Origin of the sequence: Achromobacter xylosoxidans A8 (genome assembly GCF_000165835.1) — a bacterium.
Taxonomy (GTDB): Bacteria; Pseudomonadota; Gammaproteobacteria; order Burkholderiales; family Burkholderiaceae_B; genus Achromobacter; species Achromobacter xylosoxidans_B.
Genome location: NC_014640.1, coordinates 4,093,435 through 4,120,430, shown reverse-complemented (window position 1 = coordinate 4,120,430; position 26,996 = coordinate 4,093,435). Strand labels below are relative to the sequence as shown.

25 protein-coding genes are annotated in these 26,996 nt (G+C 66.1%); 8 read left to right on the top strand and 17 right to left on the bottom strand.

What is annotated here, in order from left to right:
- Window positions 1-39: 39 nt before the first annotated feature.
- Genes AXYL_RS18995 through AXYL_RS18985 form a run of 3 tightly spaced genes read right to left on the bottom strand, consistent with a single transcriptional unit; the run spans window position 40 to window position 3,160 of the window.
- On the bottom strand, window positions 40-1,011 hold the full coding sequence (locus AXYL_RS18995) for a Bug family tripartite tricarboxylate transporter substrate binding protein (RefSeq protein ID WP_013394470.1): 972 nt from the start codon (window positions 1,009-1,011) through the stop codon (window positions 40-42).
- Window positions 1,012-1,014: 3 nt separating this feature from the next.
- The gene (locus AXYL_RS18990; RefSeq protein ID WP_013394469.1) at window positions 1,015-1,467 is read right to left on the bottom strand and encodes a cupin domain-containing protein; all 453 of its coding nucleotides are present in this window, start codon (window positions 1,465-1,467) and stop codon (window positions 1,015-1,017) included.
- Between the two features lie 10 nt (window positions 1,468-1,477).
- Complete coding sequence (locus tag AXYL_RS18985; RefSeq protein WP_013394468.1) at window positions 1,478-3,160, bottom strand: alkaline phosphatase family protein; 1,683 nt, start codon at window positions 3,158-3,160, stop codon at window positions 1,478-1,480.
- A gap of 112 nt (window positions 3,161-3,272) precedes the next feature.
- Here AXYL_RS18985 and AXYL_RS18980 point away from each other — a divergent pair, with 112 nt between their 5' ends.
- Window positions 3,273-4,178: a LysR family transcriptional regulator gene (locus AXYL_RS18980; RefSeq protein ID WP_013394467.1), complete on the top strand. Its 906-nt coding sequence runs from the start codon at window positions 3,273-3,275 to the stop codon at window positions 4,176-4,178.
- 159 nt (window positions 4,179-4,337) lie between these two features.
- On the top strand, window positions 4,338-5,933 hold the full coding sequence (locus AXYL_RS18975) for an FAD-dependent monooxygenase (protein ID WP_013394466.1): 1,596 nt from the start codon (window positions 4,338-4,340) through the stop codon (window positions 5,931-5,933).
- Here AXYL_RS18975 and AXYL_RS18970 read toward each other — a convergent pair.
- The 12 genes from AXYL_RS18970 to AXYL_RS18915 all read right to left on the bottom strand — a co-directional run bounded on the left by AXYL_RS18970 (window position 5,882) and on the right by AXYL_RS18915 (window position 18,829).
- The gene (locus AXYL_RS18970; RefSeq protein ID WP_013394465.1) at window positions 5,882-6,931 is read right to left on the bottom strand and encodes a DUF4105 domain-containing protein; all 1,050 of its coding nucleotides are present in this window, start codon (window positions 6,929-6,931) and stop codon (window positions 5,882-5,884) included. The two genes, AXYL_RS18975 and AXYL_RS18970, sit on opposite strands and share 52 nt — an antisense overlap.
- A 33-nt stretch (window positions 6,932-6,964) precedes the next feature.
- Window positions 6,965-8,362: an HdeD family acid-resistance protein gene (locus AXYL_RS18965; protein WP_013394464.1), complete on the bottom strand. Its 1,398-nt coding sequence runs from the start codon at window positions 8,360-8,362 to the stop codon at window positions 6,965-6,967.
- A gap of 138 nt (window positions 8,363-8,500) precedes the next feature.
- A complete protein-coding gene (locus AXYL_RS18960) occupies window positions 8,501-9,418 on the bottom strand; it encodes a polysaccharide deacetylase family protein (RefSeq protein ID WP_013394463.1) in 918 nt (305 codons plus the stop codon).
- A 123-nt stretch (window positions 9,419-9,541) separates the two neighbouring features.
- Window positions 9,542-10,933: an FAD-binding oxidoreductase gene (locus tag AXYL_RS18955; RefSeq protein WP_013394462.1), complete on the bottom strand. Its 1,392-nt coding sequence runs from the start codon at window positions 10,931-10,933 to the stop codon at window positions 9,542-9,544.
- A gap of 204 nt (window positions 10,934-11,137) precedes the next feature.
- Window positions 11,138-12,439 carry a UDP-N-acetylglucosamine 1-carboxyvinyltransferase gene (locus tag AXYL_RS18950; RefSeq protein ID WP_013394461.1) on the bottom strand — a complete coding sequence of 434 codons (1,302 nt, stop codon included), beginning with the start codon at window positions 12,437-12,439 and terminating at the stop codon, window positions 11,138-11,140.
- Window positions 12,440-12,526: 87 nt separating this feature from the next.
- A complete protein-coding gene (locus tag AXYL_RS18945) occupies window positions 12,527-13,015 on the bottom strand; it encodes a hypothetical protein (RefSeq protein ID WP_013394460.1) in 489 nt (162 codons plus the stop codon).
- A 90-nt stretch (window positions 13,016-13,105) separates the two neighbouring features.
- Window positions 13,106-13,600 (bottom strand): nucleoside deaminase, encoded by a 495-nt coding sequence (locus AXYL_RS18940; protein ID WP_013394459.1) that lies wholly within the window; start codon window positions 13,598-13,600, stop codon window positions 13,106-13,108.
- A gap of 99 nt (window positions 13,601-13,699) precedes the next feature.
- Window positions 13,700-14,266 (bottom strand): hypothetical protein, encoded by a 567-nt coding sequence (locus AXYL_RS18935; RefSeq protein WP_013394458.1) that lies wholly within the window; start codon window positions 14,264-14,266, stop codon window positions 13,700-13,702.
- A gap of 221 nt (window positions 14,267-14,487) precedes the next feature.
- Window positions 14,488-15,264 (bottom strand): DUF899 domain-containing protein, encoded by a 777-nt coding sequence (locus tag AXYL_RS18930; RefSeq protein ID WP_013394457.1) that lies wholly within the window; start codon window positions 15,262-15,264, stop codon window positions 14,488-14,490.
- Window positions 15,265-15,409: 145 nt separating this feature from the next.
- A complete protein-coding gene (locus AXYL_RS18925; protein ID WP_013394456.1) occupies window positions 15,410-16,381 on the bottom strand; it encodes a hypothetical protein in 972 nt (323 codons plus the stop codon).
- Window positions 16,382-16,438: 57 nt separating this feature from the next.
- Window positions 16,439-17,218 (bottom strand): hypothetical protein, encoded by a 780-nt coding sequence (locus tag AXYL_RS18920; RefSeq protein ID WP_013394455.1) that lies wholly within the window; start codon window positions 17,216-17,218, stop codon window positions 16,439-16,441.
- A 15-nt stretch (window positions 17,219-17,233) separates the two neighbouring features.
- Window positions 17,234-18,829 (bottom strand): sensor domain-containing diguanylate cyclase, encoded by a 1,596-nt coding sequence (locus AXYL_RS18915; protein WP_013394454.1) that lies wholly within the window; start codon window positions 18,827-18,829, stop codon window positions 17,234-17,236.
- Window positions 18,830-19,165: 336 nt separating this feature from the next.
- Between AXYL_RS18915 and AXYL_RS18910 the strand changes: the two genes are divergently transcribed.
- The 4 genes from AXYL_RS18910 to AXYL_RS18895 all read left to right on the top strand — a co-directional run bounded on the left by AXYL_RS18910 (window position 19,166) and on the right by AXYL_RS18895 (window position 23,382).
- Complete coding sequence (locus AXYL_RS18910) at window positions 19,166-21,193, top strand: alkyl/aryl-sulfatase (protein WP_013394453.1); 2,028 nt, start codon at window positions 19,166-19,168, stop codon at window positions 21,191-21,193.
- A gap of 95 nt (window positions 21,194-21,288) precedes the next feature.
- On the top strand, window positions 21,289-21,768 hold the full coding sequence (locus tag AXYL_RS18905) for a VOC family protein (RefSeq protein WP_013394452.1): 480 nt from the start codon (window positions 21,289-21,291) through the stop codon (window positions 21,766-21,768).
- Between the two features lie 140 nt (window positions 21,769-21,908).
- Window positions 21,909-22,574, top strand: a complete 666-nt coding sequence (locus AXYL_RS18900; protein ID WP_013394451.1) for a hypothetical protein — start codon at window positions 21,909-21,911, stop codon at window positions 22,572-22,574.
- Window position 22,575: 1 nt separating this feature from the next.
- Complete coding sequence (locus AXYL_RS18895) at window positions 22,576-23,382, top strand: hypothetical protein (RefSeq protein WP_013394450.1); 807 nt, start codon at window positions 22,576-22,578, stop codon at window positions 23,380-23,382.
- 21 nt (window positions 23,383-23,403) lie between these two features.
- Here the strand turns inward: AXYL_RS18895 and AXYL_RS18890 are convergent, their stop codons facing one another.
- Window positions 23,404-24,339 (bottom strand): DNA/RNA non-specific endonuclease, encoded by a 936-nt coding sequence (locus AXYL_RS18890; RefSeq protein WP_013394449.1) that lies wholly within the window; start codon window positions 24,337-24,339, stop codon window positions 23,404-23,406.
- A gap of 241 nt (window positions 24,340-24,580) precedes the next feature.
- On the opposite strand from AXYL_RS18890, the gene AXYL_RS18885 reads away from it, so the two are divergent.
- The gene (locus AXYL_RS18885; RefSeq protein WP_013394448.1) at window positions 24,581-25,753 is read left to right on the top strand and encodes a sensor domain-containing diguanylate cyclase; all 1,173 of its coding nucleotides are present in this window, start codon (window positions 24,581-24,583) and stop codon (window positions 25,751-25,753) included.
- A 22-nt stretch (window positions 25,754-25,775) separates the two neighbouring features.
- Here the strand turns inward: AXYL_RS18885 and AXYL_RS18880 are convergent, their stop codons facing one another.
- Entirely contained in the window at window positions 25,776-26,183 is a 408-nt protein-coding gene (locus AXYL_RS18880; protein WP_013394447.1) for a hypothetical protein, read from the bottom strand.
- Window positions 26,184-26,354: 171 nt separating this feature from the next.
- On the opposite strand from AXYL_RS18880, the gene AXYL_RS18875 reads away from it, so the two are divergent.
- Complete coding sequence (locus tag AXYL_RS18875; protein ID WP_013394446.1) at window positions 26,355-26,897, top strand: hypothetical protein; 543 nt, start codon at window positions 26,355-26,357, stop codon at window positions 26,895-26,897.
- Window positions 26,898-26,996: the final 99 nt, after the last annotated feature.

Sequence of the window (26,996 nt, the reverse complement as noted above, 5' to 3'; positions counted from 1 at the left end):
GCGAGCGCGCACGCGCGCCTGCCCCGAGGGCGCGGCGGCCTATCCGTTGCGCAATTTCTGCTCCGACACGAACGCCGACCAGCGCTGTAGCTCACCCCGTATCAGCCCCGCGAACTCGGACGGCGTATTGGGCTGGGCGGCTTCCATGCCCAGGCCGGCCAGTTTGTCGCGCACCCCGGCGTCGGCCAGGATGGCCTGCATGGCGCCGTTCCATTTGGCGATCAGGTCCGGCGGCGTGCCTGCAGGCGCGACGATGCCCTCCCATTCCTTCAGGTTGTAGGCCGGCACGCCAGCCGCGGCGAGCGTGGGCACGCCGGGCAGGGCGTCGATGCCGCCATCGCGCGTGACCGCCAGCGCGCGCAGCTTGCCCGATTGCGCCAACGGCACGGCGACGGAGGCGGTGGCGAACATGGTCTGCAGGTAGCCGCCCATGAGCGCCTGCGCGGCTTCCGCAGGACCCTTGAATGGCACGTGCAGCATGTCTATGCCCGCCGCCTGGCAGAAGGCCGCGCCCAACAAATGGGCGGGCGAACCGTTGCCGCCGGAACCATAGCTGAGCTTGCCGGGCTGACGCTTGGCCTGTTCAACCAGGCCGCGAACGTCGGTGTATTCGCTGTCTGGCGGGACCATCAACACGTTGTATAGCCAGACCAGATTGGCGATCGGCGCAAAATCGCCATCCGTGCGATAGGACACCTTGCCGAACAGCGCCGGCAGCACGGTGTGGGTCAGGAACATGATGCCCACGGTATAGCCGTCGGGGGCGCTGCGGGCGACTGCGTCCAGCCCTATCATGCCGGTCGCGCCGGGCCGGTTCTCAACCACCACTGGCTGGCCCCACAGGCGCTGCAGCCTTTCGCCGATCACGCGTGCGAGCACGTCGGGCGGGCTTGCCGCGGGCAGCGGCACGATGATGCGTACGGGCTTGTCCGGGTACGCGGCCCGCGCGGACCACGGCAGGGTACAGGCGAGGGCCCCGGAAAGGCCCTTCAGTAGCGTGCGGCGGTGCATGGTTCAGGCCGCTGACGAGACAGGCGGCATGAAGATCACGTCGTATTCCGGCGCCACCGCCACCACCTCCGCCGGACTCGACATGTTGTGGATGCGCCGGTACAGCTCCAGCAGCTTGCCCGCGGGCGCGGCCCAGAACAGCGCGGTGGCGGCGAAGCCCGAATTGTTGAAGAACGCATGCGGCACGCCGCGAGGCATGCGCACCAGGTCGCCAGGACCGGCCGAAGTCTTCTTGCCGTCCAGCAGCAGGTCGATACGGCCGTCCAGCACGAAGATGTACTCGTCCTGGTTGGGATGCACGTGCGGCGGCACGAAGGATTCTTCCGGGAAAGTGGCGTGCCAGGAAATGCTGTCCAGGCTGACCTGCTTGGGCACGTACACCTGGCCCAGGATGTTCCAGGAGACGCCGTCCAGGCCGGCCTGGGCGCGGGTGATGTCGGGGGTTTCGAGAATCATGCTGCACTCCTCAGGATTGCGAGAGCCGATCCAGCGTCGGCTTCACGAGCGGGTTGGATGATGCGAAACGGGGCTTGAAGGTCTGCCGGGCGCGGGCCAGGTCGGCTTCGTCCCAATAGCCGATCAGGATGCCGCCTTCGGATATGCGCGGCTGAACTTCGATGGACTCGATGGTGCCGTCGGCCACCGTGGCGCGCTGGCGCGGCTGGCGCGCCCAGCGGAACAGCAGGTCCTCCATGCGCCTGCGCACCGCCTCGTGCGCGGGCGACGCGCCCAGGTCGACGAATTCATTGGGGTCTTCCTGCAGGTCGTACAGCATCGGCCGGTAGCCTTCGGCCAGCACGTACTTCCAGCGTTCATCGCGCACCATGCGCAGCCAGGCCTGGCGCGCCGGCGTCCCCAGCGCGATGCGCGAATCCTGGAAGGCGTAGTCGTATTCGCAGATGACGTGGTCGCGCCAATCCCGTGGCTTCTGGCCGAACAGCAGGGGGCGCAGTGAACGGCCGTCCATGATGTGCGGCACCGGCACGCCGCCGCATGCCTCCAGGAAGGTCGGCGCCAGGTCTATCGCTTCGACCATGGCCGCGCAGCGCGTGCCGCGGGCCGCATCGGCGCGCGGGTCCGGGTCGTAGACGATCAGCGGCATGCGGATGACGGGTTCATGGAACAGGTCTTTTTCGCCCATCCAATGGTCGCCCAGATAGTCGCCGTGATCGGAGGTGAACACGATCATGGTGTTATCGAACAGGCCGCGCGCCTCCATGAAGCGGAACAGCACGCCGAGCTGGTCGTCGATCTGCTTGATCAGTCCCATATAGCCGGGCATGACCGCCTCGCGCACGCCGGGCTCTGAGAAGGTCGCCGACACGCGATGCTGCATCATCGCCGCGTACACGGGATGCGGATCGGCGCGTTCGGCGTCGGAGCGGACCACCGGCAGCGCGTCTTCCGCGCCATACATGCCGGCGTAGGGCGCCGGCGCCAGATAGGGCCAGTGCGGCTTGATGTAGGACAGGTGCAGGCACCAGGGCTGTTCGCCGGCCTCGCTGATGAAGTCCATCGCCCGGCGCGTGATGTACGGCGTTTCCGAATGCTCGTCAGGCACGCGCGCCGGCAGGTTGGAGTACTTCAGGAACCAGCCCGACCGTACCGTGCCGTCCGCGCCCTGGGCGGAATTGGCCCAGCTCTCCCAGGGATTGTCGCCGCCATAGCCCTGCGCGCGCAGATAGTCGTTGTAGCGCGGGTCCGGATCGTGGCCCGAATACGGATGGATGCCATCGTCGCGCTCGTAGGCGTCGAAGCCGCATTCGGCGATGCGCCGGCCGATGACGGAGGCCGGGTCTATGCCCAGCCGCGACATGCCTGCCGCGTCGGCGCGCATATGCGTCTTGCCCACCAGCACGGAACGCACGCCCAGCGGCCGCAGATGGTCGCCTATGGTCATCTCGCCGGCCTTCAGCGGCACGAAGTTCCAGCTGGCGCCATGCGCATGCACATAGCGTCCGGTGTAGTAGCTCATGCGCGAGGGGCCGCACACGGGCGACTGCACATAGGCCCGGTCGAAGATCATGCCGCGCGCGGCCAGCGCGTCCAGATTCGGCGTCTTCAGCCTGGGGTGGCCAAAACAGGAAAGGTGGTCGTAGCGCAGCTGGTCGCACATGATGAAGAGAATGTTCTTCACGCCTCGGGTCATGCTAGGCTCCTGTCTCCGATGGGGTATGCAGGAATTCTATCGACGGCCTGCGCGCGCATCCCTTGAATTGTTTTGATGTCGATTACCCCAGGTAATCGGCCGGAGAGCCGGCTTGCGACTCCAGCATCTGAACCTGTTGCTTACCTTGGCCCGGACCGGCAGCATGCGCGCCGCCGCGCAAGTCCTCAACGTGTCGCAGCCGGCGCTGACCAAATCGCTGCGCCAGCTGGAAGAAGAGGTCGGCGCGGAGCTCGTGGTGCGCACGCCCAAGGGCGTGCGCCTGGCGCAGGCCGGCGAGATCCTCGCGGCGCGCGCCGCCGTGGTCATGCGCGAAATCGATAAGGCCCGCGAAGACCTGGCCTGGCATCTGCGCGGCGCCGAAGCCCAGGTAACGCTGGGCGTGTCGCCCGCGGCTGCCATCCTGCTGGCGCCGGGCGCGGTGGCGCGCTATGGCGCGCGCTGGCCGCAGGTGCGGCTGCGGGTACGCGACACGCTGTATCCGCAGGCGCTGGAACGCATCCGTTCCGGCGAACTGGACATGGCGCTGGGGCCGCTGCCCGAGGCGGGCGGCGGCGGCGACCTCGCCGTGCAGCCGCTGTTCGAAAGCCAGTCCGTCATCGTCGCGCGCGCCGCGCATCCGCTGGCAGGCGCGCGGCGGCTGAGCGAGCTGGCCGAAGCGGCGTGGGTGCTGACCGGGCCGGCGCAGGGGCCGGGCGATCCGCGCGCGCTCTATGCCGATGAGGCGCAGGCGCGCGCCCTGCATCTGCAGCTCGAATGCGAGTCCTTCTCCACGCTGCTGGCGCTGATGCCGCAGCTGGACCTGATCGGCATCATGCCGCAGGGGTTTCTGGACCGTTACGGCCCGGCGCTAGGACTGGTCCGGCTCGACCTCGCCGATCCCTTGCCCAAGACCGTCATCTACGTGACGCACCGCGCCGACGCGCCGCTGACCGTGCCGGCGCGCCGCCTGCTGGACGCGCTGCTGGGCGAGGCCGCGCAGCTGGCCGGCCATCCCTGAAACGCGACGGATCGGTCCAAAAGGTTGAGGCCGGCCCGGCAATCCATGCCAGCGGCGTAAGCCTCAATATCTTTGACGGTTGGCCATGCGCGGTTTTATTTTTTTGGATTCGTGCCGAGGCGCAATCCGGGCCGCCTCGACGTTTCCAGAGGCCTCATCATGGTGATCGCAACGACAGTCCTGGTGGTTGGCGCCGGTCCGGCGGGCCTGCTCACCGCCGCCGAACTGCAACGGCGCGGCGTGCAATGTCTGCTGATAGACGCGCATGAGCGGCCGCTGGAATGGGACCGCGCAACGGTGGTCCATCCCCGCTCGCTGGAGATATTCGATTCGCTGGGTATCGTGGAACCGCTGCTGAGGGCAGGCGTGAAGCAGCGCGGCGCGCGCATCCACGCCGACGGCAAGGTGCTGGGCGAAATCGATCTGGACCTTTGCGGCAGCCGCTATCCCTACAACATAGGGATTTCGGAAGAGGTCACCGAGACCATCCTTGCCGACTACCTGGCCAGCCACGGCGGCGGCGTGCAGCGGGCAAGCAAGCTGGTGGACTTGCAGGAACGGCCGGACGGCATGCTGGCCAGGATCGAACAGCCGGCCGGCGAGATCGAAGTCCTGGCCCAGTGGGTGATAGGTTGCGACGGCCACCAAAGCACGGTGCGCACACTGGCCGGCATCGAACAGGACGGCCACGACATCAGCCAGCCTTGGGCCGTGTTCGATGCCGCGGTCAGCGGCTGGCCCGAGATTTTTGAAGCCAACTACGCGTACCTGGACCGCATCCCGGTCATCCTGACGGCGCTGCCCGGCCAGCGCTGGCGCGTGTATCTGCGGCCCAGCGCCGAAGACTCCGATCTGGTGGCCGATGCCTTGTCCACGCTGCGGCGCTATCTGCCCGAAGCCCGCTTCGAGGACGTTGCCCATCCGGCGCGCTTCCGCTGCTACACCAAAGTCGCGCGGCAGTTCCGGGCCGGCCGCGTCCTGTTGGCCGGAGACGCCGCGCATACCTGCAGTCCGGCCCAGGGCCACGGCATGAACACCGGCCTGCACGACGCCGTCAATCTGGCCTGGAAGCTGGCGCTGGTGTGCGGCGGGCAGTGCTCGGACTGGCTGCTCGACAGCTACCAGGCGGAGCGCCGTCCCGCCGCGCAGCGCGTGCTGGCATCGGGCGACGAGGCCGAAAGCGCGCAGTTGGCCACCGATCCGGACGTGTTGCGCGAGCGCAATGCCGCCATCCGCAAGGCCTTCGAGGACGGCGCCTCGCAGCATCACGAGGCGGTGGCCGAGGCCGAGCTGGACATCGACTACGCTGATTCACCCATCGTCATGGGAGACCGGCACGACCCCGTTTCGCCGGGGCAGCGGCTACCGGACCAGATCCCGATCCGTCTTGCGGCGGGAGGCGAGGGGATGTTGCACGACCACACCAACCGCAAAGGCCATACGGTCTTCATTCTTGGCGGCCCGCGGACGCCCAGGGAGGCGCTGGCCCAGGTGCGCGCCGCCGTAGAGCCCTTATCCGATGGCGCTATCGTCGAAGCCGTGATGGCGCTGACGGCGAACGCGGATGTCGACGGCGTGGACGGCTACCTGGATCCCTCGATGGCCGGACGGCTGGGCGTGCGGCACGTCCTGTTGCTGGTCGTCAGGGCGGACGGCCACGTCGGGCTGCGCGCGGAAGAACGTCACGCGGAGACCCTGGGGGCTTACGTAGCGCTGTTGCGCGCGCCCGCGCCGGGTACGCCCGCGTCATCCTGATCGGGGGCGGCCGCTTGCGGCACGCCCGGCACGCCGCGCCGGATATTGCGCGAGAACTGCGCCGCATCGAGCGTCGCGCGGGCGCGTTGCGTGTAGTGGCCGGCCTGCCGGTAGGCCTGAGGGCTGTCCGCGCCTTCCAGCGCGTTCAGGCGGTAGAGGTATTCGGGCAGGTAGCCCGAGAACAGCACGCGGTAATCCAGCGGCAGGCCCGGCACGATCTGGTCGGCCAGCCGGTACACGATGGTGGTGCAGTTGCCCGTCAGCGTGTTGTAGAAGCGCGGCTTCTTCACCAGCCGCGTGGCCGTTTCCACATAGGACAGGAACAGCTTGCGGGCCGCGCCTTCCGGCATGTGCACGCGGTACAGATAGCCTTCCTCGCCGCGCACATTGGTGCGCACGCGCAGGCTGTCTTCCTCGGTCGAGGCCAGCACCGACAGTTCGTACTGGCGGAAGAAACCGCCGATTTCCGAGAACACGTCATGCAGCTTGCGGCGGATCTCCACCGAGAACACCACGTGCTGGCCGTCGGCAAAGCCGAACGACACCATGGCGTGGGCGATGGCCGGGCGGCCCCAATACGACAGCGCCAGGTCCACCGCGTCCAGGCGCGACAGGTCGTAGGAACGGGTTTCCCAGCGTACGTCGTAGTCGCTGCGCGTGCGCCAGTCGAAGTTGCGCACGTTGCGCAGGGTGACGATGTCGCCATCGACAGTTCCCTCGGTCTGGCGCGCCACTTCCGGCATCCACTGGCGTTCGTTCGACGCGCGCACGCCCAGACGCCACCACGCCAGCAGGGCCAGCAGCAAAACGCCGTACAGCCAGGCGGGCCAGGGCTGTCCGGTAAACACGCCGATCAGCGCCGCCACCGCGAGCGCCAGCCAGGCCGTTGGCAGGACGGCGCGCGCGGGGCCGGCGAACGGCGACTGGAACCAGAGGGCTGCCGCGCCCCAGGCAGCGCTGGCCAGTATGGCTACCCCAATCACGATCTGCGGAATCATGGCGTCTTCATGCGCAAGGCGGGGCCGCGCCCCTTATTGCGCCCCTTGTGAAGATTCGGCCTGCTCGGCGTTGCGGGCATGCGCGTTGCGGTCCTGCTTGCGCCATCCGGCGCGCATGCGGGCGATCTGGCGCAGCGCGTCCTGCGACATCTTCCACCAGCCGAACGGGCGCGGATCGGCCAGCATGCTCAGCGCGCGCGCATAGTCCAGCGTCAGGCCCGGGGTCCAGGCCATGGTCAACGCGCGCTTGCGGATCTGCGCCGCGACCCACAGTTCCGGCGTCAGCAGCAGGCGCAGCAGCACCCGCCATCCGGCGTTTGGGCCATGCAGGCGGCCGACCACGCCGTCCAGCGCCGCTTCCAGCGCGCTGGACACGGAGCTGGAACAATTCCGGTGGGTCAGGTTGTAGGTCGTGGTCTTGCGGTACTCGTCCCAGAATGCCTGTAGCTTGGCCGCGTCGTAGTTGCGGATGCGCACCCGCATCGTCGACGGCGTCCAGGCCTTGGACTCGGTGGCGTAGTCGGGCTGGAACACGCCCGGCACGTTGTTCTCGGCCGTGGCGCGCAGCAAGGTGCCGAACTGTTCCGGAGAGTGGTCGATCTCCTGGGCCGGATACAGGCTGATGTACACGCCTTCCGGCGATTCCAGCGCCGCGTGGCCGGTGGACACCACGCCATTGATGTCGACGGCGGCGATGTAGCGGTTCACCACGGGGTAGTTGCGCGTTTCGTTCTTGGCGGACCCCGAGGGCGTCCAGACGTGCACGGTCAGCGCACGCTCGGATTCCAGGGGCGGGCCGTCGAATACCTTCTGCGCGTGGACTTCGACGCGCGTGGGCATGAAGTCCGGGTGTGGATTGACGTCCAGCGCCGGGTTGGAATCCAGGTGACGGACGCGGCGCGCCAGCGACAGCAGCCGCAGGCCCGTGAACGCCAGGAACAGCCCCAGGCAGTACGGCACCGTGCCGACGTAATGGGTGGGGTAGGGCTGGAAGAAGAAGACGGCCAGCAGGATTTCCGCCACGCCCGAGGCGAACACGTAGCGCCAGCGCTCGTAGCGCACCACATAGGCGGCCATGCACTGGATCAGTCCGTCCACCAGGAACATCAGGCCGAACAGCATGGACAGCACGAAATGCCCGTGATGGTGGCCGACCAGGACCAGGGTGCCGGCGGTCAGCACGATGGCGCCCTTGGCGTAGCGCAGCACCCGCTGCCCGCCCACCCCGGACTTGGCGATCATCAGCGTGGCCAGGGCCTCGATGACCATCAGCGCCGCGAAGAAGTTCAGCGGGAAGTAGACGGCATTGTCGAGCGCGTCGATGAACAGCGTGACGCCTGTCAGCAAGAGCAGGCCGCCGATGACGTACAGGCCGCGAGCGCGTTTGCGCAGATAGTCCACGCCCAGCAGCAACAAAACAAGATTAGCCATTGCCCTTGATTCTCCTCTCCCGCGTACAAGCGACAGCGCTTAGTTTTTTGGTTTGCTGACCACGTTAACAAATTTTCCGGCGTCGAATGCGGCGGCGAGGTCCGCCGCCGCGAAAAAATAGTCTCCGGTCTATCCCGCTCAGGGCAGCAGTCCGGCGTCCCGCAACAGCGGCTCCTCATACTCGGAGCCTTCTGCCGGATAGCGCAGGTCTGGCAGGTTGCGGGCCTTGGCCAGCGCCCAGACGATGCTTTCGCCGGCAGGAAGCGTAGCGGGCGCCTGCGCATACAGCGGATCTTCAAACGCGGCGCTCGCCGAGGTGATGGTCCAGCCTTGTTCGGTCAGGGCGGCAATCACGTCCGGCAGGGCTTCGGCATTGAGCGGGTTGGTGTGCAGCAGCATGACATGCTTGGGGCTGCGGCCCAGCAGCTGGCGGGCCAGCCCGTCGTAATAGGCCGCGCGGTCGAGCAGATGGCGGACGTAGCGCTGCTTCACGTCCTGGGCCTTGGCGGCATCGCCCGCCTTCAGGTGATCGGCGTAGACGCGGCTGTAGTACCAGTCGCTGGCGTCTATGGATACCAGTCCGTTCCTGTAGCCGTTGCGGGTCATCCAGTCCCGCATGCCGTCCCGCTTGGCTTGCGTATCGCCTTCTCTCAGATAGGGGAACCGCAGCATGGGCACGAATCCAGGCAAGCGCTTGAGGGCGGCATCGGCCGTTTCGACATCGGCAATGAACGCTTCCAGCGACAGCTTGGGATCGTCCAGGCTGGGGTGGCTGGCCGTATGGTTCCCGATCCAGTGTCCCGCCCGCGACCATTCCTCCACCAGCCCGAGTCCGTTGGCGCCGCCTATGCTGCTCAGCGCCGGAAACAGCGCGGACTGGATGCCGTGCTTTTGCAGGGCCCCCAGCAGTTGAGCGTTCCATTCGGCGGCCTTGGGCTGTTTATCCGGGTTGAGTCCATCATCGAAGGTCAGGGCCACGGTCTGCGCAGAGCACCACGACGCCCAGAGAGAGAAGCAGACAGTGAAAATGCGGGGAAGGGAGTAGCGGAAAGCCATGCAGCGAATCAAACCTCAGGTGTAGTTGCCACGCGCGCCTGGAGTCGGACCAGGGCAGCCCGTGCCCCGGCGGATGCCGGGGCAACAGGATAGCAGCCATGCCAGGCTGGCGATCCGGTCAGTTCAAGGCGCGGCCGGCCTGATGTTCTGGTTATGCCGGAACAGATTGTGTGGGTCGTAGCGGGTCTTCACCTGGACCAGCCGGTCGAAGTTCGGCCCGTAGGCGGCGCCCAGGCGTTCGGGTTCATCCTGCGTCAGGAAGTTCACGTACACCCCTTCCTGCGCATAGGGCTCGGTGGTGCGGAACAGCGTCCGGGCCCACGCGACGCAGCGCTCGTCCTCTTCCGGGAAGTCCCAGCGGCCGTGCACGTTCATGGCGAATTGCGCCGAGCGGTGCGGATAGGCCATGGCGGACACCGGCACCCCACCGGCCACGCCGCCGATGTAGCCCAGGAAGATCTCGCATTGCGGCGACGGCAGGTTTTCCACCGCTGCGACGATGGCGTCTATCAGCCCGTCTTCCAGGCCGCCCAGGTTGTGCGACTTCCAGTAGTTGCGAGCTCCGGGCGTCAGCAGCGGATCGAAGGCCTTTTGCCAAGCCGAGTACGGCATCGGACCCAGATGCTCGCCATAGGGCGTGCCGAAGCCGCGCACCACTTCGACCGCGGCTGGCCCCTGGGCTGGATCGCCCGAATAGCACAGGGCGAAGGCGACCATGGGCTTGCCATGTACCGCTTGCGGCAGGAAGGGCAGCGGGGGCGCCAGCCGCAGCACCGCCCAGACCGTCAGCTCCTGCGGCATGGATGCCAGCGCGTCGCGGTACTTCGACAGCGCTGCCTTGCCCTGTTCCAGCGGCAGCACTACCAGGCCGCCATAGACCTCGGGGCCGACGGGATGCAATTGGAATTCGAACATGGTGACCACGCCGAAATTGCCGCCGCCGCCCCGGATCGCCCAGAACAGGTCCGGGTTGTCCTGTTCGCTGGTGTGCAGCAGTTTGCCGTCCGCGGTGACGACGTCGGCCGAGAGCAGATTGTCGATGCTCATGCCGAACCTGCGGGTCAGCCAGCCGAAGCCGCCGCCCAGCGTCAGCCCGGCCACACCGGTGGTGGAATTGACGCCTAGCGGCGTCGCCAGGCCATAAGCCTGGGCCTCATGGTCGAAATCGGCCAGGGTGGCGCCAGGCTCCACATAGGCCCGGGCCCGCAGGGGATCGACGCGCACCGACTTCATCGGCGACAGGTCTATCATCATGCCGTCGTCGCATACGGCGGTGCCTGCAATATTGTGGCCGCCGCCGCGCACGGACAGGGCCAGGCCGTTGTCGCGCGCGAAATCCACGGCGCGGCGCACGTCGGCCGCGCCCGCGCAGCGGAAGATCACCGCCGGCCGGCGGTCTATCATCGCATTCCAGATTTTTCGGGCGTCGTCGTAGCCGGGGTCGCCCGGGCTGAGGACCTGGCCTCGGGCCGAGGCTTTCAGATCATCCAGGGCGCTATCGGAAAGTTTGCTCATCACACACCTCCTTGAAGGTGCAGCTTCGTGAACAACCTCTGAAACTGGGGCCTGCGGAGCAGGCCCTGGCCGCCTAGGGGTTCGGGCGCGGCATGGATATGCCTCCTGCATGAGGGGCCATGACCCGGGTAGGGCGGCGCGCCGCGCCGGGAGCCGGTCGGCCCGCTCCCGTTTTGCGCGCCGTGGCGTGCGTATCTGGAGAGCTTACTCCTCGCTGGTCCATTCCACCTGCACGCCGAGGCTGCGCAGGTTCTCGACGAAGCGCGGATGGGCGCGGCGGATCGGCGTGGCGTTGCGGATTTCCGAACGGCCGTCGATGCTGCTGGCGATCATGAAGAGCGCGATGGCGACGCGGATGATGTAGGGGCTTTCAACCACCGCCGGCGTCAGCGGCCGGCCGCCGAACGTGATCAGCCGGTGCGGATCGGACGAGAACACGTGCGCGCCGAACTTGGACAGTTCGCCGGTCCAGCCCAGCGCGCCGTCGTAGACCTTGTTCCAGAACATGGCGTTGCCCTCGGCGCACACGCCCAGCGCGATGAAGATGGGCAGCAGGTCCACCGGGAAATAGGGCCACGGCGCCGCCTCGACCTTGGTCAGCACATTGCTGGTGAAAGGCGTCTGCACCTTCAGCGGCCCGGAACGCAGCGCGCGCGACCAGCCGTTCTCGTGCACGATCTGCACGCCGAACTTGGCGAAGGTGCGGTCGATCAACGGGAAGTTCTCGGGCGTGCTGTTGCGCACCACCACGTCGCCGCCCGTGATCGCGCCCAGTGCGAGAAAGGTGGTGATTTCGTGGAAGTCTTCCTCGAAGGTGAATTCGCCGCCGCCCAGGCGGGCGCCGCCGCGCACCGTCAGGCGCGAGGTGCCGATGCCGTCGATGTCCGCGCCCATCATCGCCATGAAACGGCAGAATTCCTGTACGTGCGGCTCGGAGGCCGCGTTCGTCAGGGTCGATTCGCCTTGCGCGGCGGCCGCGCACAGCACGAAGTTCTCGGTGGTCGTCACCGAGGCGTAGTCCAGCCAGTGGTGGGTCGGCTTCAAGGGGCCGCTGCTGCGCACCAGCAGCGAGCCGCTGGCGCGTTCCACCTCGCCGCCGAAGGAGCGGAAGATGTCCACGTGCGGATCGATCTCGCGCACGCCCAAGGTGCAGCCCTTGACGTTGTCTTCCAGCCGCGCCACGCCAAAGCGCGCCAGCAGCGGCGGCACCAGCATGATGGACGAGCGCATTTCCTCGGGCAGCCGGTGGCTGGCGGCATCGAAGGCTGTGTCGCGGTGATGCAGGTCCAGGGTGCGGGTGGATTCGTCCAGCCGGACGTCGCTGCCCAGGGTGCGGAAGATGTCCAGGATCTTGCGCACGTCGGTGATGTCGGGCACGCCGTGCAGGCGCAGCGGCTGGTCGGTCAGCAAGGTGGCGCACAGCACCGGCAGCACCGCGTTCTTGTTGGCCGAAGGGATGACGCGGCCGCGCAAGGGGGTGCCGCCGTGGACGATGAGGTTGGACATGGAGCGAATAGGGCGAGAAGAATGAGGAAGAGCGGAGCCCGGGGGGCTCCCGGTAATTTCACACTGTAAGGGGGCGCGGCGCCGGTGTCATGCCGGTCTGGCGGCGCCGGGGCCGGGATTCCTGCGGATCAAGACCCAGCCGCCTATGGTCAGCGCCAGGCCAGTCACCAGATAAGGCAGGCCGAAAATCAGCGCCCAGAAAAACAGCGCCGTATAGGCGTCGTTGGCGGCCTGCTTGCCGCCGGTGGCCGGATTGAAGATGCCGGGTTCCATGCCGAGCAGGGCGGCGAGCAGGGTCAGCAGGAGGATCAGGCCAAGCACCGCGCAGCCCCAGCCGAGCAGGCGGCGGAAATTGGGAATGCGCACAAGCGCCGCGACAAGCGCCACGCCGGTCAGCAGCGACACAATGCTGGTCGTGATCAGCATCCGGTCCAGCGCTGCCGCATAGGCAAGCCCCGTCGCGTCCGCCAGTCCGAACATGCGCAGCATGACCGGACCGAGGACGCCATGACTGGCCCAGGCGACGAGCAGGCCAAATGCGATGCTGGCGAGCCACTTGGTCAGGGCAGAGGGCATGCGGGAGTCCTGTTCATAATGCGGTGCAGCGAGAATACTGCGGATTGCGACTGACGATTGAGACGGGCGGTAACCGTCATCTGGGCGGAGCTACCGTGCCTGGGCCCGGCGCCGCATTCTTTCCTGATGCAGCAGCCTGACCTGTGCGGCGAATTCCGGCACCGGCCCCTCCACCGCAAGGCCGTCGACGACCTCGGCGATGGCCAGCGGGCGCACCTTCGATGTCGGGGCGACGCCCCATTCCTGCAGCCATTGCCGGTACTGGGCGGACGAGCAGGCATAGACGATCCTGCCCAGGCCCACCCATCCATGCGCCGAGGCGCACATGGAACAGTGTTCGCCGGAGGTATAGACGGTGCAGGCGGCGCGCTCGGCGGCAGGCACGTTATTGGCGGCCCAGCGGGCAATCTCGAATTCCGGATGGCGCGTGCGGTCGCCGCTGGACGCATGGTTATGGTCTTCGAACAGGACCTCGCCGCTGGGCGACACGAGTACCGAGCCGAAGGGCTCGTCGCCCGCATCCAGCGCCTGTTTCGCCAGCTCGACGCATCGCGCCAGGTGTTTCTTGTCCGTTTCGGTGATCATGCGAGCCTCCTCGTATATGCCGCGTGGCGGGGGCCGGCGGGTTGTGGATGGGGAGGCCGCCGGCATGCAGCCGCAAGCATAGCCTTCTTGCCGCTCGGCTTAGTAATACACGTCCACGTAGTCCGTCAGTCCGCCGCAGGCTTCCATCTGCTGCAGGCGCCAGTACTTGCGCTTGCCCGTCGCTCGGAACTCGAATTCGCCGTTGCGTTCGCAGCGCCGGCCCTTGTCCGGCGCGTCCAGGATCAGGATCGTGCCGCGGAAGATGAAGCGGTCGCTGGCGATGGAGACGACATCGCCCTTGATCTTCAGCGTGCCCTCGTGGTTGGCTTGCGTGCCCTCGAGGCGGACCAGGTCGTTTTCATCCGTCGCGGTCAACTTGCCGCGCTGCGCCGACCAGAGCCATTGCAGCGTGATGCCGCTGTTGTTCATCAGGCGCTCGTACGCGGCCTGGTTCTGGATGTCGGTCTTCTGCGCCGAACCCGAGGGGGCGCCCGCGGCAGGGGCCGCGGCCGGCGCGGAGTCCGGGGCGCCTTGATGCGCCTTGATCGGAGGCACCGCCATGACCGGCGTGGCTGCCGCAAAGGCCAGGCCTGCCGCCAGCAGCAGGCTGGAAATCCTTTTTTTTCCCTGGGCGATGGGGCTGTCGCTCTCGAGGTTCTTGTGCATGGTTCTCGTCAAATAGGGGTAGGAGGGCGCGGCTGCCCGGCTTGGCCAGCCTGACGGGGACACCGCCGCGGATGGGCCTGGGCCGAGGGTCGGCGGGCGCATAAATTAGCACGGTCATCGGACCCCGATAATTGCTGTTGTTTGAGCTTGTGTATCTATTGGTTATTTGAATTACCAATAAATACGGCAGACAGCCCGATGCATCCCCGCGCCCCAGCTACTCACCGCTTGTCGCTTGCGCTCTGCGCCCGGAATGCGGCTTCGCCCGCATCGGATATCTCGACCCATTTCTTGTCAGGCGGCGCGTCCGCGACATAGCTGTCGTGCCAGTTCCACCACTTGTAGGTCGGCGTCTGCGGATAGCCCTCGGGCGAATCCTCCCAGACTTCCTGCCGGCCCAGCGGCGTGATGTCCAAGTAGTTCCAGGTGCCGCCCATCTGCTCGTCGCCGCGGTTGTTGAGGAAGTAGGTGCGGAAGATGCGGTCGCCGTCGCGGTAGAACACATTGGTGCCATGCCACTCGTCCACGCCGAAGTCGGCATCGAAGCTGTCGGTCAGCGTGTACCAGGGCATCTTCCAGTCCATCTGCGCTTTCAGCCGCGCGATGTCTGCCTGCGGCGCCCGGGACACGAAGACCAGCGTGGTGTCGCGGGCGTTCAGATGCGCCAGATGGGCGACCTGGTCGGCCACCATGGAGCAGCCGCGGCAGGCGTGCTCCGGCCAGCCGTACACGCCTGGCTCGAAGAAGGCGCGGTAGACGATCAATTGGCGGCGGCCATCGAACAGGTCGGACAGGGTGAGAGTGCCGGCTGGACCCTCGAACGCATAGGTCTTGGCCACTGCGGTCCAGGGCATGCGCCGGCGCTCGGCGGTCAGGGCGTCGCGGGCGCGGGTCTGCGCCTTTTCCTTTACCAGCAGTTGCTGGCGGGCGGCTTCCCATTCCTGGGGCGAGACGACCGGGGGCGTACGCATGCGGGTGTCTTGGGTGGTTGCGGTCATGGTGTCGATACCTCCTTATCGCGGGCCGGCGCCCTGGCGCAAGGTCTGCGCGCAGTCTGGCTGCTGGGCGGCCTGGAAACAGTCTGGCACCGCCGGGCGGGGAGGGGGGAGTAACAAATCCGGCGCAATTCCGCCGCCGGCCGGCTCAGAAGCTCACCGCCAGGCCCACCGAGAAGCCGGACACATTGGTGCCGAACACATAACGGCCCACCAGCCGGGTGCGGGTGATGATCACGTCATAGGCGCTGGAATCCAGTTCCAGGCCCGCGCCCACGGAGGTCAGCCGGTCGAATCCCAGGATGCCGCGCTGGTCGCCCAGGAACTCCGAGTGCGTCAGCTCCAGCACATAGCGCAGCGGCCGCTGCAGCATCACGATTCCCGTGGGTGCTCGGTAGCGCGCCCACAGATTGGCCGATTGCGCCGTGGCATGCCCCTCCACGGCCGCGGAGCTGTTGAAGCTTTGCAGGCGCATGTCGGAATAGCGTAGCTCTACGTCGACTTCATAGCCGGGGCGGTAATGCTCGTAGTCCAGCATCAGCGAACCGCCCAGGCCGTAGGCGTTGAGGGAACCCCGGTCGAGGAAGCTGATGTCCTTGCCCGTTTGGCGCCCCACGTACCAGCTGGCCGCGCGCAAATCACTGGTGACGTTTCCCAATGCAAAATTGAAGATGGGCCGCAGCTTCAGTTCGTCGGTCAGCTTGAAGTCCCAGCCTATGCCGCCGGTGGCGGAAATACTGTTCCATTTGGTGGGAATGGACCGAGACTCCGCGCCCTGCGTGGCGATGAAAGTTGGGTCGTAGCGGCTCGCGGCGAGCACGCCTTCCAGATAGATGGGTACTGATTTGGATATGGTGTCGCCGCCGCCTAGCTGCGTCATGGCGAATTCGCTGGAGCCCGAGACCGATCCGCTGCCCCCGCCTATGTTCAGGGAACTGGTTGTAATGTCGGGCACGATGGAGAACGACATGAGCGCGAGCACCCCGTTGGCGCGCTTCTGCAGGTCGTCCTGGCTCAAGCGCAGGCCTTGTTGGGCCAGAGCCTGCGGCGCGGCACTACAGGCCAGCACGGCAAGCAGCCAACCTGCACCTCGTTTCGCCACCTTCACGGGCATGGGCATGTCATCTCCGGAATGAACGCGTGTCCCACAACAGCCAGTCTTGCGGCGCCGGGATATCTATTGGGCGGCGGCGGGCGGGTCGACCATGGCCTGGCGCTGCGCCGCCAGCAGCGCGTCGCTCTGGTCGATCCGGATGGTTCCTATCCGCGGAAACTCGAAATCCACGATGATGTAGATCGCCGCTGTCATGACCACGGCGTAAACCAGCTGGTGCAGCATGCTGTCGCGCTGCGTGACAGCCAGCTTTGATCCGATCAGGCAGGCGCACACCAGGGCCAGGAAGACCAGGAAAGCGTAGGTTGCGATGGGCGGATGGACCTTCTGCGCCACGGTCTGCGCGCTGGACACGTCGAACATGTCGTTGACAGCGCCTATGTAGGACGTCGCAAACGGCGGCACGGTATTGCGCGCGGCGCTCATGGACGTGGTCCAGATTTCCTTTTGCAGCGCCCCGACCCGCGCCGCGATGGCGTCGCGCTGGTCCAGGTCGGGAACGTGGCGGTAGTAGTCGATGCGCGTATCCACGTAGCGCCGGAACTGCTCGCGCAGCTTAGGCTGGTCCTGGGCATTGAGCATATCGATGCGCAGCCAGGCCGTGCCGATGGAGTTGACCTCCTGGACCAGCAGATTGCGGCGCTCGGCCATGCGCTGGGCCGCGCCCGAAAACGTGAAGGCCACCAGCAGGCCCAGCAGCGCGAATACGGACGCCTCGATGGCCGCGGCGCCGGCGCTCTTGTCGTCGGCGCCATGGCCCAGGCGCTTGCCGATGCGCATCGCGATCAACAGCAGCACGAAGAACAGGACCGCGAGACCCGCCAGCAGTCGGGAGTAGTTCATATGGTCACCAGGCGTTCAGTTACGGTTGGTCGGGTAGGGCGGCGCAGCCGGGGTCTTGTCGTGCCAGAGCGTGACGCGGTTGCGCCCCGTCTGCTTGGATTCGTACAGGGCCTCGTCCGCCCGCTGTATCACGTCGGAAGCAGAATCGCCGTCCTGCGGCCAGAGCGCGATGCCGATGGACACCGTGACGCGGCCCACGCCGTCTGGCATGAGGCGCCGGGCCACGGCCGCGCGCAGGCGTTCGGCGACCTCGCCCGCCTGGGAGGCTGCACCGGTGGGCAATAGCGCAATGAACTCTTCCCCGCCCACCCTGAAAGCCCGGTCCTGGTCGCGCAGGCCGGCGCGGATCACCTCGGCCAGCGCGATCAGCACCTTGTCGCCCGTCATGTGGCCGAAGGCGTCGTTGATACGCTTGAAGTGGTCCAGGTCCATGGCGATGACCGCGACGGGCGTGCCGTCCGCGGCGTAAGCGTCCAGCACGTCGGTCATGGCCCGGCGGTTCAGCAGTCCGGTCATCGGATCCGTCAGCGCCTGGGTGTTCAGGCGGCCCACTTCGTCCTGGTGCTGGTCCAGCGTCAGTTGGACCGCGTCGCGCAAGGTGTCGGCCTCGGCGTACCAGGCATTGAGCCGCCCGATGTCCACGCCTGCTGATTTCCCCACAGTCATGGCGCGGGTCAAGCGCGATAGCGGCGATGCAATTGCATAGGCCAGTCCGCATACCAGCAGCAGCGTCAGCGCGATGGCCGGGATTGCCGAGCGCAAGGCCTCGCCGAGCAATTCGCGCAGCGGCGACAGCACCTGATCCAGCGAGCGCTGCGCCACCACGGCCCAATTGCCTTTGGCCAAGGGCGCGTAGCCGGTCAATACCGTGCCGTCTTTCGCATCCGAGAGCAGGGCGCCGCCGTCCCGTCGGGCGGGTTCCATGCTGGCCAGATCGAATACCCCGGCGCCTGCTTGCTTGCGGTACAACACCTGGCCGGTGCCGCTGACCAGGAACACGGACATGCCGGCGATATCGTCGCGCTCGCCGATGATCCGGTCCATGCCGCTGCCGGCGTCCAGCTTGATGACGATGGCCAGATGGGCCAGAGGCGCGCCAGCGGGGCCTGCCACGGGTTCGGTCACGGTAAGCACTGCAGCCTGCGTACTGGATAGCGTCGTCACCCAGGCGCTCGGGCCGGAGGGACCCACGCCCAGATCGGCAAGGCTCAGGATCTTCGCATCGGCGAGCTGGCCGCTGGGCGAGCGGGCAACGATGCGGCCGGCGGTGTCGGCCAGCATGACCGCGTGCAGCGAGTCGATCTGGCCGGCCAGGCGCCGCAGTTCATTCTGCAGCGCTTGCGGCTTGTCCATCGAAGCGGGGAGTTGGCTTGCGGCATTGCGCGCCTGGCGGTGCAGCGCGGCAATGTAGACGTCGATGACCTCGGCCAGCTTTTGGGCGCGCGCGTGGTTGGCGGCCAAGGCATTCCCGATGATCTGCGCCTTTTGTACCTGGTAGCTGGAGTACATGGCGGTGGAAAAACCGACGGCAACGCTGAGTACGGCCAGCGCGACCAGAACCGCATGCAATCCGAGCTTGCGCCTGCCTGAGGGGTTTGACCGGGGGCTCATCGAGACTCCATGCAGTATTCCATGCGTAGGGGTGTATCGACCGCGTCTAGTTTGACAAAGATAAATGGCGCGGACGCAGCCCGCAATGCGAAACGTGATTAATTGCAATCCACGATTGATTTAGGGGAAAAAATGTGTAGGCTTTGTTCGTTATAGCCAACACAGCGCCGCGTGATGCCGCTCACGCCTGTCATTCCTGTTACTGCCGCCGCTTCGGCCGTCACGCCTTGCCGTTTTTTGCACGTGTGACCTTGCCTTTTGCATTCGCCTGACTCCGTTGCTTGCCGGACCGCCATTTCGGGCGGTTTGTCCTCTACCCGTCTGGAGAAAGTGACTATGCAGCTGTTTCACCGCGCGACTCTCTTCCCTATCCGACAGGACCTGGTACCACCCAGGCGCCGCACTTCGGCGCCCGCCGCATTGACGGCGCTGGCCATCGCGCTTGCGGCGCCGGCCTGGTCGGCTGAAGCGCCCAAACCCGCTGAAGCGCCCACCAAGGAAGCGAACGCAGCCCTGTTGAAGGAACTGCCGTTCGCGGACAAGACAGCTTTCGAATTGGCGCACAAGGGCTTTGTCGCGCCGCTGCCTGCGGGCATGATCAAAGGCGCCGAGGGCAATCCGGTATGGGATTCGGACAAGTACGGCTTCATCAAGGAAGGTTCCGATGCGCCCGACACCGTCAATCCCAGCCTCTGGCGGCAAGCGCAGCTGATCAACATCTCCGGCCTGTTCCAAGTGACCGACGGCATTTACCAGGTGCGTAACCTGGACCTGTCGAACATGACCATCGTCGAAGGCAAGGAAGGCCTGACGATCATGGATCCATTGATCTCCACCGAAACGGCCAAGGCCGCGCTGGACCTCTACTATCAGCATCGCCCCAAGAAGCCCGTCGTGGCCGTGATCTACACCCACAGCCACGTGGATCACTACGGCGGCGTGCGCGGCGTGGTGGACGAGGCCGACGTGAAGGCGGGCAAGGTCAAGATCTATGCTCCGCTGGGATTCCTGGAGCACGCCGTCGCCGAGAACGTGATGGCTGGCACCGCCATGAGCCGCCGCGCCAGCTATATGTACGGCAACCTGCTGCCGCCCAGCGCGACCGGCCAGGTGGGCGCGGGCCTGGGCACGACGACCTCGGCGGGCACGGTCACCCTGATTCCGCCCACCGACATCATCGAGAAGACCGGCGAAAAGCGCACCATCGACGGCCTGACCTACGAATTCCTCTACGCGCCCGGCAGCGAAGCGCCGGCCGAGATGCTGTATTACATCCGGGAAAAGAAGGCGCTCAACACGGCCGAGGATTCCACCCATACGCTGCACAACACCTATTCCTTGCGCGGCGCCAAGATCCGCGATCCGCTGGCCTGGTCGAAATACCTGAACGAGGCCCTGAACCTGTGGGGCGACGACGTCGAAGTGATGTACGCCATGCATCATTGGCCGGTCTGGAACAACAAGGAAGTGCGCGAACAGCTGAGCCTGCAGCGCGACATGTACCGCTACATCAACGACGAGACCTTGCGCCTGGCCAACATGGGCTACAACAAGGAAGAGATCGCCGAACAGGTCAAGCTGCCCAAGTCCATTGCCACCAAATTCTCCAACCGGGGCTATTACGGCTCGGTCAATCACAACGTGCGCGCGACCTACGTGCTTTACCTGGGCTGGTTCAACGGCAACCCTGCCACGCTGCACACCTTGCCCATCGAAGAGGGCGCCAAGCGCTACGTCGACATGATGGGCGGCGTGGACGCGGTAGTGAAGAAGGCGCGCGAGTACTATGCCAAGGGCGACTACCGTTGGGTGGCCGAGGTCGTCAACTATGCAGTGTTCGCGGATCCGAAGAACCAGGAGGCGCGCAGCCTGCAGGCCGACGCGCTGGAACAGCTGGGCTATCAGGCCGAAAGCGGCCCGTGGCGCAACTTCTACCTGACCGGCGCCAAGGAGCTGCGCGAAGGCGTGCAAAAGCTGCCAGTGCCGGACACGGCCAGCCCGGATACCGTGCGCGCCATGACGCTGGACATGCTGTTCGACTACTTCGCGGTGCGCCTGAACCGGGAAAAGACCGAGGACAAGCATGTGGTGCTGAACGTGGATTTCACCGACACCAAGCAGCAGTACATGCTGGAAATGGCCAACAGCGTGCTGAACCATTCCGAAGGCAAGCAGGCCAAGGAGCCCAGCGCCAGCGTGTCGCTGACCCGCGATACGCTCAACAACATCATGCTGAAGCAGACCACGCTGAAGGATGCGATGGCCAAGGGGGATGTGAAAGTCACGGGCGATCAGGCCAAGCTGGCGGAAGTCTTCGGCGCGCTGGATGACTTCCCGTTCTGGTTCAATATCGTGACGCCGTAGGGCTGAAAGCGAGAGGCCGATCCTGGCCTCTCGCCGCATGCGTCGAAGCTCCACGCAGCCGCTGCGTGCGCGGGACTATCGGCAGGAGGATAAATATGGCTAGCAAAAACACCATTTGTCTGTGGTACGACCGGGACGCGCTCGAAGCCGCGCAGTTCTATGCCCGGACCTTTCCAGACAGTGCCGTAGGCAAAGTCTTGCGCGCCCCGGGAGACTATCCCTCCGGCAAACAAGGCGATGTGCTGACGGTGGAGTTCACTGTGGCGGGGATTCCTTGCGTGGGCCTGAACGGCGGCCCGGCCTTCAAGCACAGCGAGGCCTTTTCCTTCCAGATTGCGACCGAAGACCAGGCTGAAACCGACCGTCTCTGGAACGCCATCATCGGCAACGGCGGTCAGGCCAGCGATTGCGGCTGGTGCAGGGACAAGTGGGGCCTGTCCTGGCAGATCACGCCGCGCATGCTGATAGAAGCGATCTCGGACCCCGATGCCGCCGTCGCCAAGCGCGCCTTCGACGCGATGATGACGATGGGCAAGATCGACATCGCGACCATCGAGGCAGCGCAGCGGGGCTAGGAGGGCGGACTCATCCCTTTGGCTGATTCCGGCGGGAACGGCGCGATCTATCATGAAGGCGCCGCGCGCGGACCGGCCATCAGCAAGGCCTGTTCCCAGGTTTGGCGGCGTTTGCCGTATCTTCCTCGGGGAGCTTTCCTATGGCCACGCTCGCGGTTCGCCTTGTGGCGGCCATCGTGCTTGCGGGCATCGGCGTCTCGGCGCAGGCAGGGCCTGGGCAGGCCATGGAAGCTACCGGCTCGTCCCGTTCCTCGTCTTCCTCGCGCAACAACACCGGCGCTGCCATCGACGCGGCGCAACGGGCGTTGAGCGACTATCTGCGCGATTCCAGCCAGCAGGACGACGCGATGCTCGACCAGGGCGCGCAGGACCGGTTGCGGCAGCAGTACGAGGACGCGCAGCGCGCGGCCGCCCAGGCCCTCGCGAAGCAGCGGGAGGCCGACTACCTGCGCAACCGCGACCGGATCAAGGGGCGCTACAGCGCCGATCCCGCCCTGAATCCCTGGGCCAACAACCCCGCCAGCCGCGATAAGCCGCGCAATGCGCCCGCCGACGCGCCAGATCCATCGGTGTCAGCCAAGGCCGCGGCCAAGAGTCCCGGGCTTGATTATGCCGGCCAGGCCTGCGAGTACTTCACCCGGCCCTCGGACGCCGCGCATCTGAACTATTACAGCGAAGGCTCGACCGTCGTGTATGGCGGCCGGGTCTATCAATGCCGGGACGGGCGCTGGGCCTACCGCTATCCCGACACGGTGTTGAACGCGCGCGACCGCAGCCGGCTGTCGGCCACCCAACAGGAGAAGTGACATGCCATTGTTCGCGTCGGTCATGACGGCCGTGCTGGCGTCTTCGACCCTGGGGGCGCCGCTGGGTTTGGGCACGGCGAGCAGCGAGGCCTTGTACAAAGCCTATTCCAGCGCCCTGGATGAGGGCTTTCAGGCCATGGGGCCCAGCATGAAGCGCGCGCTGGCGACGTATTGCCAAGATGGGCAGTCTGTCGATGGCTACTGTTTTTGGGTGGCGCAAGGGGCCATCATAGGTAGCCATCTCAGCGGCAATTACGAGGATGTGCTGCGCTACGGTGATCGTTACGCCGCCGCAAGGCTGGCCGACCTGCGGTCCAGGCGCGAGCCTGCTGGCGCCTGCCTGCCTACATACGTGAGCACGGTGAAACCGGGCACGACGAGCACCTTGATCTCGTGGAGTTCCCCTGTGCCGTCGCTGGTCTACTTTGCGCAAGCCCGCCTCAAGCGGCCCGCGACGGGCTCGTATTATCAGGCGTTCTATTGCGCGCGCCGAGCGAAGAATGAGCTGCTGGACGCGTATGACCCCGAGCATTCCAGCGTGCCGGCGAGTGAAGCGGAAGCGCGCGTGGCCCGCAAGTTCGAGGCGGAAATACTGCGGCCGATGCGCACGGAGAGCGAGCGGCTGCAAGCTGAACTCACGCGCACGATCCAGTCCGACAGCACGGCGCTCAGCCGCAATTTTCTGCAGAATGCCGTGCTGTACGGGAACGCCTATGCCGCATGCAGCCGGGCCCGTTTTCCGGCCAATCTCTGCGGCTACCTGAGCGCGGACCGCATCGAGGTGGAGTTTTACGAATCCAAGATTTGAATTTGCAGGCCGGCCCGGCCCTCAGCCTCCGGCCGGCAGCACCCGGATCCCCGTGCGCTTGACGAATTCCTCATAGCTGATGGGCGGCCCGGCCTTGGTGCTGGCGGCGTTCGCCTGCCAGTGCACCCACGAGCGCCCCGTAGTCGCGTCGTATACGACCTTGTAGATGTAGGTGGGCACGGCGACTCCCGAACCGATGGTCTTGGGCTTGTCGGCATAGACCGGCCCCGTGAAGACGTACACGTCGCCCGCGGCGCGCATCACGTATTTGCGCGTGTCCTGCTCGATGCTGCTCCAGGCGCCGCCGTTGTGCGTCTGGTCCTGCGGCACCATATTGGCCAGCGAGAAACTCTGCGCCATGGCCTCGGGGCTGGACATGTCGCCGGCCGGCGCCATGTGGCCGCGCGAATAGCCGGAGCCGCGGTAGTCGTCCAGTTCGGCCCGTTCGGCGCGCGGCAAGCGCGCCTCGGCGTAGAACTTGTCGGTCCGGCGCTGCCCTTGGGCCTGGGTCAGCATCTGGCGGTTCAGGCGTTCGGCCACGAACACCGGCGTCTTGGTCTGCCCGTCATGCAGGATGGCGAAGGCGGAAAAACACACCTCGCGCAGCTTCTGGCCGCCCGGTACCTCGGGCGGGCGCGAATGCGGAAAGAACTGCCGGCACTCCGCAAACATTGTTTGAACCGGCGCCCCGGTCCGCGCGGCGGTCGGTACTGCCGCAGGCGTCGCATGTTCGCGCTGCTGCGGCCAGCCCAGGCGCGTGATGACGTCCTGCACGGGCGCCGGAATCCGCCACTGCGGATTCAGCACATAGGTGGCGGCGCCGAAACTCGCCAGGGACGAGAACAGCAAGGCCTTCAGGAATCGGGGGAAACGGCCGCTGGACCGGGAACCGGCGCGGGCCTTGGATATGCTGGGGGGACTTCTCTTCTTGGAAGCGGGTGTCTTCGCGCGCGTCATTACTACCTGTGAGCTACTGCCCGATTGCGGTTGGCAACCGGCACCGCCACGGATTGTAGATGAGTGGCAAATTTGCCACTGAGCGCGATGGTTTCTTCATGCGAGACAGTGGTGTCGTGCTAGCGCGACATACAAAGAAACCGCTCCGTGCAAGGGGTTACGCTATGTTTCAACGACATATTTCCCACGTAGAATTTCTGCTGGCCCCGCGATGCGGCGGCGCGATATCCAAGCATTCAAGATGTACGTTGATCTCCTCACTCTTTACTTCATCATCATCGGAACGCTGCTCGCCAGTGCAGGCCTGACGTTCTGGGAGCATCGGACCCATCCCAACCGCAGCGGATCATTGCGTATCCTGGCCGCGGGCTTCGCCACGCTTGCCGTGGGCTGTACCGTCGTGCTGTTTCGTGCGAGGCTTCCCAGCCCGCTCGGCTCGGCGGTCGCCAATCTCATCGTCCTCAGCGGCTATCTGCTGATCATGAATGGCGCGGCTTCGCTCAGTGGCAGGCGCTATCGCGCCGCCTCCATCGGGCTGCTGATCGTCATGGCCCTGATCTGGCTGGCGGCTGGCGCCCAGCGGGAAGATCTGGTCTGGAAGTACGTCAGCGCATTCCCGATCGCGCTGGTCAGCGGCATGACGGCTTGGGAGCTGCTGCGCTGCCAGTCGCTCAGGTCGTTGACGCCACTGCGTATCGCGACGGCGGCGGCGGGCATCCACGCGCTGGTCTACGCCGCCCGGGCCTTCATCCTGCCCTGGTGGGTGGCCGAGCATGGTCCCGGCATACACCTGACCGCCAGCACGCTCACCATGTACGAAGGCGTGCTGTATTCGATCGTGCTGCCGATGACGCTGCTCAAGCTGGTCCGCGAAGAGACACATGGCCAGCTGCTGCGCGAATCGCAGACCGACTACCTGACCCGCCTGGGCAACCGCCGGTGGTTCTTCGAACAGGGCGCGCGCATCATCGAGGGCGGGGCAGGGCGTGGGCCTGTTGCGGTCCTGGCGTTCGACCTGGACCAGTTCAAGGCGATCAACGACAGGCATGGCCACCAGGCCGGTGACCAGGTGCTGAAGTTCTTCGCGGAGTCGGCCCGTTGCGTGCTCGGCCCCGACGTGCTGCTCGCCCGCATCGGCGGCGAAGAATTCGCCGCGCTGCTGTCCGGCCAGGACGCGCGCCGCGCCACCGTACTGGGCGCGGCCGTGGCGCAGCACTTTGCCGGCACGGTGTCGCGGCGGGATGACGGCGCCGGCATCCCGGCCACGGTCAGCGTCGGGCTGGCGCAGTTCGAGGACAAAGTCCCGGCCCTGGCCGATGCGCTGGCCGCGGCGGACCGGGCTTTGTATCAGGCCAAGGCGCTGGGCGGGAACCGGGTGGAATTGGCGTTTGCGGCGGGTTCCGTGAACTGCTGAGGGAAACCGGCCCGGGTGCGAGTCAGCCTTTTTTGCGCCTGGACCGCGGCCTGGGCGCCACGCCCATGCGCGGATCGCGCGCCAGCGCCAGCCGCGCCATTCCCGCCGCAATCGTCTCGAAGTCCTCGTCGGTCTGGGGCAGGTATAGCCATTTTCCCAGCACCGGGTGCGGCCGCAGGGTCGGAAATTCCGTCAACAGCGCCTCCTGGCGTTCCTGCGAGGTGCACACCAGCAGCCCGCTCCAGGGATCGTCGCGGTCGGCGGCCACCAGGTACAGCAGGCCATCCAGGTACGCCGCATCGCAGCCGAACATCTTGCGGCGCATATAACCGGCGTCGCGTTCCAGAGGCTCGAGGATCCAGAGCAGGGAATTGAGGCGGACGGTCCGTTGCTTCGGGGGTGGGGCGAATGGGTCTGATCGGTTGCGCATGAAATGACGCCAGGCGGGGTGCGGTTGCGGCGGGTGCCTAAGAATAATGGTAATAATGGCGCCAGATCAAAGTTTCCACTGCGAGGGGATAGCGTGCATTGCTCTAGATGCGGAGCCGCCCATAAGGGCAAGAACAGCGTGTGCGACGAATGCGCAAGAGTGTTGGGCAATATGCGGAGCAAGGACATCTTCGCATCGGACGCGGGCAGTTTTACGGCGGCCGAGACGCCGTCAGCTACGGCGAGTCCGCAGCCCGCCGCCAATCCGCCAGCCGCTGCGGCTTCTCGCGGCAGCTGGGCTGAAGCATTCCAGCGCTACAGCATCGTGCCCCTGCGGCTGCGCGGCAAACCCGTCAAGGCGGCCTGGCTCTTGACAGGCGGCGCTGCAGGCTTGGCGATCACCGCCCTGGGCGTCTACGCCTGGGGGATGTCGGCGTGGTGGTTCATCCTGATTTTCTTGAGTTTCATTAGCCTGGACACCGGCGGTGATCTGAAGCGTAGGCGCTATTCGCGGTTTTTCATGATGTGCAACCTGGAGGCCAATCGCGCCGGCGAGGTTTTCTACACGGAGATTGGTGGCCAGTGCCCTGTATGCGACGGTGAATTGAAGCTCAGGGAGATCGGCCCGAAGCGCCACAAGAAGACGACGGCGGTGTGCAGCGTCAATGGCGATCACCGCTGGCGGTTCGATCCCAGCGTGCTCGGCGATCTTTGACGCCTGCGGCCGGCGCAACCCGTCGGCCATTGTCCGGGCGGCGGGGCCGGTTCCGCCGCGCTGCCTATAATGGCTCCGATCCCCGCTTCGACGGCAGTT